The 9,976-nt window shown below is 66.1% G+C and carries 9 protein-coding genes; 7 read left to right on the top strand and 2 right to left on the bottom strand.

Annotated features, from left to right (window positions below):
• From VH499_RS17685 to VH499_RS17665, 5 genes are all read left to right on the top strand, one after another.
• Window positions 1–1,299 (top strand): NAD(P)-dependent oxidoreductase (locus VH499_RS17685; protein ID WP_332054068.1); only part of this gene is annotated, 1,299 nt, incomplete at its 5' end.
• Window positions 1,300–1,308: 9 nt separating this feature from the next.
• Window positions 1,309–1,920 (top strand): glutathione S-transferase family protein, encoded by a 612-nt coding sequence (locus VH499_RS17680; RefSeq protein ID WP_332054067.1) that lies wholly within the window; start codon window positions 1,309–1,311, stop codon window positions 1,918–1,920.
• A gap of 11 nt (window positions 1,921–1,931) precedes the next feature.
• On the top strand, window positions 1,932–2,114 hold the full coding sequence (locus VH499_RS17675) for a 4-oxalocrotonate tautomerase (protein ID WP_332054066.1): 183 nt from the start codon (window positions 1,932–1,934) through the stop codon (window positions 2,112–2,114).
• 80 nt (window positions 2,115–2,194) lie between these two features.
• Window positions 2,195–6,739 (top strand): glutamate synthase large subunit, encoded by a 4,545-nt coding sequence (gene gltB / locus VH499_RS17670; RefSeq protein ID WP_332054065.1) that lies wholly within the window; start codon window positions 2,195–2,197, stop codon window positions 6,737–6,739.
• Between the two features lie 23 nt (window positions 6,740–6,762).
• On the top strand, window positions 6,763–7,674 hold the full coding sequence (locus tag VH499_RS17665; protein WP_332054064.1) for a DMT family transporter: 912 nt from the start codon (window positions 6,763–6,765) through the stop codon (window positions 7,672–7,674).
• Here the strand turns inward: VH499_RS17665 and VH499_RS17660 are convergent.
• Together VH499_RS17660 and VH499_RS17655 are read right to left on the bottom strand one after the other, a co-directional pair.
• Window positions 7,671–8,063 (bottom strand): type II toxin-antitoxin system VapC family toxin, encoded by a 393-nt coding sequence (locus VH499_RS17660; protein WP_332054063.1) that lies wholly within the window; start codon window positions 8,061–8,063, stop codon window positions 7,671–7,673. The two genes, VH499_RS17665 and VH499_RS17660, sit on opposite strands and share 4 nt — an antisense overlap.
• A complete protein-coding gene (locus VH499_RS17655; RefSeq protein ID WP_332054062.1) occupies window positions 8,060–8,329 on the bottom strand; it encodes a type II toxin-antitoxin system VapB family antitoxin in 270 nt (89 codons plus the stop codon). The genes VH499_RS17660 and VH499_RS17655 overlap by 4 nt, the downstream gene beginning before the upstream one ends.
• Window positions 8,330–8,494: 165 nt before the next feature.
• On the opposite strand from VH499_RS17655, the gene VH499_RS17650 reads away from it, so the two are divergent.
• Window positions 8,495–9,196 (top strand): CoA transferase subunit A, encoded by a 702-nt coding sequence (locus tag VH499_RS17650; protein WP_332054061.1) that lies wholly within the window; start codon window positions 8,495–8,497, stop codon window positions 9,194–9,196.
• 11 nt (window positions 9,197–9,207) lie between these two features.
• Window positions 9,208–9,873, top strand: a complete 666-nt coding sequence (locus VH499_RS17645) for a CoA transferase subunit B (protein ID WP_332054060.1) — start codon at window positions 9,208–9,210, stop codon at window positions 9,871–9,873.
• Window positions 9,874–9,976 lie beyond the last annotated feature (103 nt).

Below are 9,976 nucleotides of genomic sequence, written 5' to 3'. Positions count from 1 at the left end.
TCGCAGTGCGGGGTGCCCTTCTGCCAGATCCATTGCCCGCTGCACAACAACATCCCCGACTGGTTGAAGCTCACCGCCGAAGGCCGGCTCGACGAAGCCTACGAGCTCGCGTCAGCCACCAACAACTTCCCGGAGATCTGCGGCCGGATCTGCCCCCAGGACCGCTTGTGCGAGGGCAACTGCGTCATCGAAAAGGGCTTCGACTCCGTCACCATCGGCTCGGTCGAGAAGTTCATCACCGACACGGCGTGGGAGAAGGGCTGGATCAGGCCGATCCGACCGCGCCATGAGCGGCCGCAGAGCGTGGGCATCGTCGGCGCGGGACCCGCGGGCCTGGCCGCGGCCGAGCAACTGCGCCGCAAGGGTTATCAGGTCACGATCTACGATCGCTACGACCGCGTGGGCGGGCTGCTGATCTACGGCATCCCCAACTTCAAGCTCGAGAAGGATGTCGTCGGGCGGCGCGAGAAGCTTTTGCGCGACTCCAAGGTCCGCTTCCATCTCGAGTGCGAGGTCGGCCGCGACGTTGCGCTGGAAGAGCTTCGCCAGCGCCATGACGCAGTCCTGCTCGCGACCGGCGTCTACGAAGCACGCGACATCCAGGCGCCCGGGGTCGGCGTGCCAGGCATCGTGCCGGCGCTCGACTACCTGACGGCCTCCAACCGCGTGGGTCTGGGCGACGCGGTCGCCGGCTTCGAATCGGGTTCGCTCAATGCCCAGGGCAAGAACGTCGTGGTGTTGGGCGGTGGCGACACGGCGATGGATTGCGTACGGACCGCGGTGCGCCAGGGAGCGCGATCGGTGAAGTGCCTGTATCGCCGCGACCGCGCCAACATGCCGGGCTCGCAGCGCGAGGTAAAGCACGCCGAGGAAGAAGGCGTCGAGTTCGTGTGGCTCACGGCGCCCCAGGCCTTCCTCGGCTCGGAGCGCGTGACTCACGTCCGCTCGGTGCGCATCCATCTCGGCATGCCCGATGCCTCGGGCCGGCAGACGCCGCAGGAAATCCCCAACAGCCACCTGAACGTCGAGGCCGATCTGGTGCTGAAGGCGCTGGGTTTCGATCCGGAAGATCTGCCGGCGATGCTGCAGTCGCCCGATCTCGCGGTGACCGGCTGGGGCACGCTCAAGATCGACTGGCACAGCATGATGACCAGCCTCGGCGGCGTGTTCGCCGCCGGCGACATCGTGCGCGGCGCATCGCTCGTCGTCTGGGCCGTACGCGATGGCCGCGACGCCGCCGAGCGCATCCACATCTGGCTTGCAAGCAGGGCGACGTCGCTCGCCATCGCCGCGGAGTAGATCGTGTCGATGACGCTCTACGACTTCATGGGCTCGGGCAACGGCTACAAGGTGCGCCTGCTGCTGGCGCAGCTCGGCCTGTCCTACGAGCTTGTCGAGTGCGACATCCTGAAGGGCGAGACGCGCACGCCGGAGTTCCTGCAGAAGAACCCGAACGGCCGTATCCCGACCCTGCAGCTCGAGGATGGCAGCCATCTCGCCGAGTCGGGCGCCATCCTCTGGTATCTGGCCGAGGGCACTCCCTTCGCCCCCGCCGATCGCAAGACGCGCGCCGAAACCCTGCAGTGGATGTTCTTCGAGCAATATAGCCACGAGCCCTATATCGCGGTCGTGCGCTACTGGCGTCACTTCCTCGGCAAGCTCTCGCCCTTGCAGGAGCTCGACCTTCCGGAGCGGCGCAGGAAGGGCTACGACGCGCTCGAGGTGATGGAGCGGCACCTCGAGGCACGTCCGTTCTTCGTCGCCAGTCGCTACGGGCTCGCCGACATCGCGCTCTATGCCTACACGCACGTGGCGCACGAGGGCGGGTTCGATCTCGCCCGCTACCCGAACGTCAACGGCTGGCTTGCCCGCGTGGCCGAGCAGCCGCGATACGTCAGCATGGACCGCAAGCCTTACTGAAGGAGAGAGCGATGCCGATGATCAACGTGCAGATGTTCGAGGGCCGTACGATCGAGCAGCGGCGAAAACTGGCGAAGGAGCTGACGGACGCGACCTGCCGCACGCTCGGCTGCCCGGCCGACGCTGTCCAGGTCATCCTGACCGACGTCAGGAAAGAGAACTGGGCCGAAGCCGGCAAGCTCTTTTCCGATTGAGGTCGGCGCACCAGCACAGGAGCCGCATCGTGTCGTCCCGAGCGTAGCGAGGGATGACACCCCTATCTCGGGAACACGCCATGTCCACACAGTCCTTCACTGCCCGGCAATTCGTGCGCGCCTACCGCGAGGGCGTCGCGCGGCTGACCGACGCCTACGGTTACAATCCGGCGCAGGAGATCGACTCGTGCGGCGTCGGCCTCGTCGTGGCGCTGGATGGCAAGCGCCGGCGCGACGTGGTGGCGGCAGGCATCGATGCGCTGAAGGCGGTGTGGCATCGCGGCGCCGTCGACGCCGACGGCAAGACCGGAGACGGCGCGGGCATCCATGTCGAGATCCCGCAGGATTTCTTCCGCGACTACATTCGCGACGCCAGCGGGCACGAGCCGCAGGTCGGCCGCATCGCCGTCGGCACGGTGTTCCTGCCGCGCACCGATCTCGGTGCGCAGGAGCGCTGTCGTACCATCGTCGAGACCGAGATTCTGCGCTTCGGCCACATGATCCTGGGCTGGCGCCAGGTGCCGGTCGACATCTCGGTGATCGGCGAAAAGGCGAACGAGACGCGGCCGGAGATCGAGCAGATCCTGATCGGGCGCGGCGATCCGAAACTAGACAACCGCGAGTTCGAGAAGCAGCTCTACATCCTGCGCCGACGCATGGAGAAGGCGGCGATCGCCGAGAACATCGCCGAATTCTATGTCTGCTCGCTGTCCTGCCGGTCGCTGATCTACAAGGGCATGTTCCTCGCGGAGCATCTGTCGCAGTTCTACCCCGATCTGCTCGATGAGCGCTTCGTGTCGCGATTCGCGATCTTCCACCAACGCTACTCGACCAACACCTTCCCGCAATGGAAGCTGGCCCAGCCGTTCCGCGTGCTGGCCCATAACGGCGAGATCAACACGCTGCTCGGCAACGTCAACTGGATGAAGAGCCACGAGGCCCGGCTCGCGCATGACGGCTTCGGCCGCTTCATCGAGGACCTGAAGCCCATCATCCAGCCCAGCGCCTCCGACTCCGCGGCCCTCGACAATGTGTTCGAGCTGCTGGTGCGCGGCCATCGCAACCTGCCGATGGTCAAGGCGATGATGATCCCCGAGGCGCTCGGCTCGAACCCCAACATACCTGCCCATCATCGTGCGCTTTATCACTACGTGAACGGCATCATGGAGCCGTGGGACGGCCCGGCCGCCATCGCCGCCGTCGCCGGCAAGTGGGCGCTGGTCGGACTCGACCGCAACGGGCTGAGGCCGATGCGCTATGTGCTGACCTCCGACCAGCTGCTGATCGCCGGCTCCGAGGCCGGCATGGTGCCGCAGGACGAGGCCAAGATCGTCGAGAAAGGCCGGCTCGGACCCGGCGAGATGCTGGCGGTCGATATGGACCAGCCCCGGCTCTACAAGGACCGCGAGCTCAAGGACATGCTGGCGGCGACCAACGACTATGCCGACTGGGTCAAGCGCACGATCGAGCTCGACTCGCTGATCAGGCAGGACACGCCGCACGAGCAGCGCTTTGGCGGCGAGGAGCTGCGGCGCCGTCAGTTCGCAGTCGGCTGGTCGATCGAAGACCTCGAGATGATCCTCCATCCCATGGTCGAGGACGGCAAGGAACCGGTCGGATCGATGGGCGACGACGCGCCGATGGCGGTGCTCAGCGACACCTATCGCGGCATGCACCACTATTTCCGGCAGAACTTCAGCCAGGTGACCAACCCGCCGATCGACTCCTTGCGCGAGCGCCAGGTCATGACGATCCGCACGCGCCTCGGCAATCTCGGCAACGTCCTCGACGAATCGCCTGAGCAGAGCGAGATGCTGTCGCTGCAGTCGCCGATCGTGCTCAATGCCGAGTTCGAGGCGATGCGCAAGTACATGGGCGACACCGCCGCCCGCATCGATTGCTCGTACGATCCCAAGGGCGGCCTCGACGCCATGCGACAGGCCTTCGAGCGCATTTGCAAGGAGGCCGAGGATGCGGTGCGCAGCGGCTGCCTGCATGTCGTCCTGACCGACGCCAATGTCGACGGCAACCGTGCGGCGCTGCCGATGATCCTGGCCGCCGGCTGCGTGCATTCGTACCTCGTGCGCCAGTCGCTGCGCACCTTCACCTCGCTCAACGTGCGCTCGGGCGAATGCCTCGATGTGCACTACGCCGCGGTCATCATCGGTGTCGGCGCCACCACGGTGAACCCCTACCTCGCGGAGGAGACGATCGCGGCCCGCCACGCGCGCGGTCTGTTCGGCAAGCTTTCCCTCGGCCAGTGCCTCGCCAACTACAAGAAGGCGCTGGACGACGGGCTGCTGAAGGTGATGTCGAAGATGGGCATCTCGGTGCTGTCGTCCTATCGCGGTGGCTGCAACTTCGAGGCCGTGGGCCTCTCGCGTTCGCTGGTGCAGGAGTTCTTCCCCGGCATGCCGTCCCGCATCTCGGGCATCGGCCTGCGTGGGGTGCAGGAGAAGATCTCGCGGCAGCATGCGCGCGCTTTCGATGAGGAAGTCATCGCTCTGCCGATCGGCGGCTTCTACAAATATCGCCGCGGCGGCGACCATCACAATTTCGAAGGCAATCTCATCCACGTGCTGCAGGACGCGGTGGCGACCGAATCGTATGCCAAGTACCGCAAGTACAGCGAGGCGGTGCGCCGCCTGCCGCCGATCAACCTGCGCGACCTTCTCGACTTCAAGGCCGACCGCAGGCCGGTGCCGATCGACGAGGTCGAGTCGATCACCGAGCTGCGCAAGCGCCTGGTGGCGCCGGGCATCTCGCTCGGGGCGCTGAGTCCGGAGGCACACGAGACGCTGTCGATCGCCATGAACCGGATCGGCGCCAAATCCGATTCGGGCGAAGGCGGCGAGGATCCGGCGCGCTACAGGCCGCGCCCTAACGGCGACAATGCGTCCTCGGCGATCAAGCAGGTGGCGTCGGGGCGTTTCGGCGTGACCGCGGAATATCTCAACAACTGCCGCGAGCTCGAGATCAAGATCGCGCAGGGCGCCAAGCCCGGCGAGGGCGGCCAGTTGCCCGGCCTCAAGGTCAGCGAGATGATCGCCCGGCTGCGCCATTCGACGCCGGGCGTCAGCTTGATCAGCCCGCCGCCGCATCATGATATCTACTCGATCGAGGATCTGGCGCAGCTCATCTACGACCTGAAGCAGATCAATCCCGAGGCGCGCGTGACGGTGAAGCTGGTCGCGCGCTCGGGCATCGGCACCATCGCGGCCGGCGTCGCCAAGGCGAAGGCCGACGTGATCCTGGTCTCGGGCCACAGCGGCGGTACCGGCGCCTCGCCGCAAAGCAGCATCAAGTATGCCGGCATTCCGTGGGAGATGGGCCTATCCGAAACCCATCAGGTACTGACCCTCAACCGGCTGCGCGAGAAGGTGCTGCTGCGCACCGACGGCGGGATCAAGACCGGCCGCGACGTGGTGATCGCGGCCCTGCTCGGTGCCGAGGAATACGGCATCGGCACCGCGTCGCTGGTCGCCATGGGCTGCATCATGGTGCGGCAGTGTCATTCCAACACCTGCCCGGTCGGCGTCTGCACGCAGGACCCCAAGCTGCGCGCCAAGTTCGGGGGCTCGCCCGAGAAGGTCGTCAATCTCTTCAGCTTCGTGGCCGAGGAGGTGCGCGAGATCCTGGCTCAGCTCGGCTACCGGTCGCTGAGCGAGATCGTCGGCCGCTCCGATCTCCTGAAGCAGGTGAGCCGCGGCGCGCGCTATCTCGACGACCTCGACTTGAGTCCCCTGCTCACCCGCGCCGACGGCGGCCGGGGCGCGGTGCACTGCACCGTCGAAGGCCGCAACGAAGTGCCGGACACGCTCGATGCCCGGATGATCCGCGACGCCCAGCCGCTCTTCACGCACCGCGAGAAGATGCAGCTGCAGTACAGCGTACGCAACACGCACCGCGCCGTGGGCACGAGGCTCGCCGCCCTGATCACGCGCAAGTACGGCATGTCGGGCCTGCAGTCCGATACCGTGACCGTGCGGCTGCGCGGCACTGCCGGCCAGTCGCTGGGCGCCTTCGCCGTGCAAGGCATGAAGCTCGAGGTGTTCGGCGACGCCAACGACTACGTCGGCAAGGGCCTGAGCGGCGGCACGATCGTGGTGAGACCTACGGTCTCGAGCCCTCTCGTGCCCGAGGCCAATGCCATCATCGGCAACACGGTCCTGTATGGCGCGACGGCCGGCAAGCTGTTCGCCTCGGGCCGCGCCGGCGAACGCTTTGCCGTACGCAACTCGGGCGCCGATACCGTGGTCGAGGGCGTGGGCTGCAACGGCTGCGAATACATGACCGGCGGGACCGCCGTCGTGCTGGGCTCGGTGGGCGTCAACTTCGCGGCCGGCATGACCGGCGGCATGGCCTTCGTCTATGACCCGGAGGACGCCTTCATGCTCAAGGTCAATCCCGAGACGGTCGTGTGGCAGCGCATCGACCATCCGCATTGGGATGCGGTACTGAAGGCGATGGTGGCCGAGCACGTGGCTCAAACCAAGTCGCCGCTCGGCGCCCGGCTGCTCAACGACTGGAACCGCGAGGTCGAGCGCTTCTGGCAGATCGTGCCCAAGGAGATGCTGTCGCGGCTGCCCGAGCCGCTCACCGTCATGAAGGAAAAGACCGCCTAAGGCCGGGCAGGGAAGCAGCGCTCATGAGCACCGCGCGGGTCGCGAGAGCCCGGGCATCCGTTCCGCGCGCAGCGTGGTTGCAGCTCGCCGCCGCCATCGTCCTGTTCGGGCTCACCTGGCCGGTGATGAAGATCGGGCTGATGGCCGGCACGCCGATCTGGCTGGCTGCCGGGCGCGCCACGATGTCGGCGCTCACGGCGTCCATCCTCTTGACGCTGCTTGGCCGGTTGAAGTGGCCGCCGCGCGAGGACTGGCCGGTCATCCTTTCGGTGGGCACGTTGCAGCTTTCGAGCTTCTTCGCGCTCGCCAATCTCGGCGTGCAGAGCGTGCCGCCCGGCCGCTCGGGCGTATTGGCCTACACCACCATGCTCTGGATGGTGCCGCTTTCGCTGTTGGTGGGCGAGAAAGTGGGCTGGCGTTCCGCCGCCGGCGTCGTGCTCGGGTTTGCCGGCGTCGTCGTGTTGGCCGATCCCGATCGTTTCGACTGGCACGACCGCCGCATCGTGATGGGCCATGTCTATCTTCTGCTGGCCGGCTTCACCTGGGCCTTGGCCATCCTGCATACGCGCCACCATCGCTGGCGCGGGACGCCGCTCGATGCCCTGCCCTGGCAGATGAGCGTCGCGACCGTGCTCTTGTGGCTGCTGGCGCTCGTCGCCGAGCCGGCCGGCTATCTCGACTTCGGCAAGTGGCAGCTTTGGTTGGCTCTGCTCTATATCGGCGCCTTCGCCGGCCCGGCCGGGACCTGGGCCGCCGTCTCCGTGACCCGCGCCCTGCCGCCCATCACGACCGCGCTCGGCATGCTGGGCGTACCGCTGGTCGGCATCGTCTCCTCGATCGTCCTCCTCGGCGAGCCCGTTACGCTGGCGTTGGTGCTGGGCACGACCATGGTGATCGCGGGCATTGCCATCGTCATCGTCGGCAAGGACAGCTAAGGGCTTCGAAGATCGGTCTTGCTGAAATCGTCACCGACATAAAGAAGCGGGACATTGCGACCGATGGCGAGCGCATGAGAGAAGCAGTCGCCAAAGTTCAGCCCGGCCGCGGCTCGGCCTTTACCCCAGAGTTCGAAGGCGTCGATTGCCAGGGCGCCCAGCGGGGCGTCGACGGCCACTTCCGAAAGCGCAAGCGCTCTCCAGGCACGATCGAATTCGGCGCGGGTCCATCCGAACCGCCCCAGCAAAACGAACGCACTCTCGACGCGTGCAATGGGCGTGACGAAGATCGTCGCCGCTGTGGCCATGGTCTCGCGTACCATTGCCGATTGCGGTCCACGCGTGAGCACCTCGACGATCGCCGAGGTGTCGATGGCTATCGACGTCACCGCGGCAGGCCGTCCGGTCCATAGAGATCGCGGTGATCGGCCATCTTCGCACGTTCCGCTTCGCTTTGCGGCAGCTTGTGCCGCTTCCAGATCTCGGTCAGCACACGGTCGAGCTGCGCCCGCCGGCGCTTGGCCCGCGCGGTCTGGTCGCCTTCATCCAGAAGGCGCTCGCAAGCTACCGCAACCGCGTCCGAGATCGTCGTGTGCAGATGTTTGGCCAGTCGTCGCGCCGCCCTTTCCGCACGAGAGTTCGCGATGGTGATCATATATATCGATATATATTTCGGCTTGGGCCGGGGTCAAGTGGACGCGCGCGGCCGGCGGCGCGCCGTCGGGGCGGCCTAAAGGTGAGTTGAAGCGAGGTCGCATTGACAGTGCGCGGCCGGCTCCCGCATATGCGGGCCGAAAAGGCTTTTGCACGGAACGAGGCGATGGCGAATAAGGTGTACAAGGATGCGAAGTCGGCGCTGGACGGGCTGTTGAGCGACGGACTGATGCTGATGTGCGGCGGCTTCGGGCTGGTCGGCATTCCCGACAAGTTGATCCGGGCGGTGCGCGACTCGGGGGTCAAGAGGCTCACCTGCGTCAGCAACAATGCCGGCATCGACGGTGCCGGCCTCGGACTCCTGCTCGAGGCCGGCCAGGTGAACAAGATGATCTCGTCGTATGTCGGCGAGAACAAGACCTTCGCCAAGCTCTATCTCGAGGGCAGGCTCGAGCTCGAGTTCAATCCGCAGGGCACGCTGGCCGAGCGGGTGCGCGCTGGCGGCGCGGGCATTCCGGCCTTCTACACCCGGACCGGCGTCGGCACGCTGGTCGCCGAGGGCAAGGAGACCAAGGTCTTCGATGGCGAGGAGTACGTGATGGAACGCGGGCTGTTCGGCGACATTGCGCTGGTCAAGGCTTGGAAGGGCGACACCGCCGGCAACCTCGTCTTTCGCAAGGCCGCGCGGAACTTCAATCCGATGATGGCAACGGCAGCCAAGGTCTGTATCGCCGAGGTGGAGGAGCTGGTGCCTGTCGGCCAGATCGACCCCGACCATGTGCACACGCCTGCCGTGTTCGTGCAGCGCATCTTCTGCGGCGCGCCGTACGACAAGAAGATCGAGCAGCGCACCGTGCGCAAAGCCTAGGAGACTCGGAAATGGCCTGGACCCGCGATCAGATGGCGGCGCGCGCTGCCAAGGAACTGAAGGACGGCTTCTACGTGAACCTCGGCATCGGCATTCCAACGCTGGTGTCGAACTACATCCCCGAGGGCGTCGACATCACCCTGCAGAGCGAGAACGGCATGCTGGGCGTCGGCCCCTTCCCGCTCGACAACGAGGTCGACCCCGACATCATCAATGCCGGCAAGCAGACGGTGACCGAGCTCAAGAACACCTCGTATTTCTCCTCGGCCGACAGCTTCGCCATGATCCGCGGCGGGCACATCGATCTCTCGATCCTGGGCGCCATGGAAGTGGCCGAGAACGGCGACCTCGCCAACTGGATGATCCCTGGCAAGATGGTGAAGGGCATGGGCGGCGCCATGGATCTGGTGGCCGGCGTGCGCAAGGTCATCGTCACCATGGAGCACGTCTCCAAGGACGGCGCCTCCAAGCTCCTCAAGGAATGCACGCTGCCGCTCACCGGCAAGCGCGTGGTCGACATGGTGATCTCCGAGCTCGGCGTCTTCTCCATCGACAAGACCGGCAGTGACGGCGTCACCCTGGTCGAGCTGGCCGACGGCGTCACGGTCGACGAGGTCAAGGCCAAGACCAAGGCCAAGCTCACCGTCGGACCGGGGGTGAAGGAAAAGGTCGCCTAAGGATCTGAACGTGACGCGGCGCATTGCGACCGCGATCGACATCGACGCGCCGGCCGCGATGGTCTGGCGCGTGCTGGTGGACTTCCCGTCCTACCCTGAGTGG

The organism is Reyranella sp. (genome assembly GCF_036558665.1).
Lineage (GTDB): Bacteria > Pseudomonadota > Alphaproteobacteria > Reyranellales > Reyranellaceae > Reyranella.
This window is presented reverse-complemented; position numbering and strand designations above follow the sequence as displayed.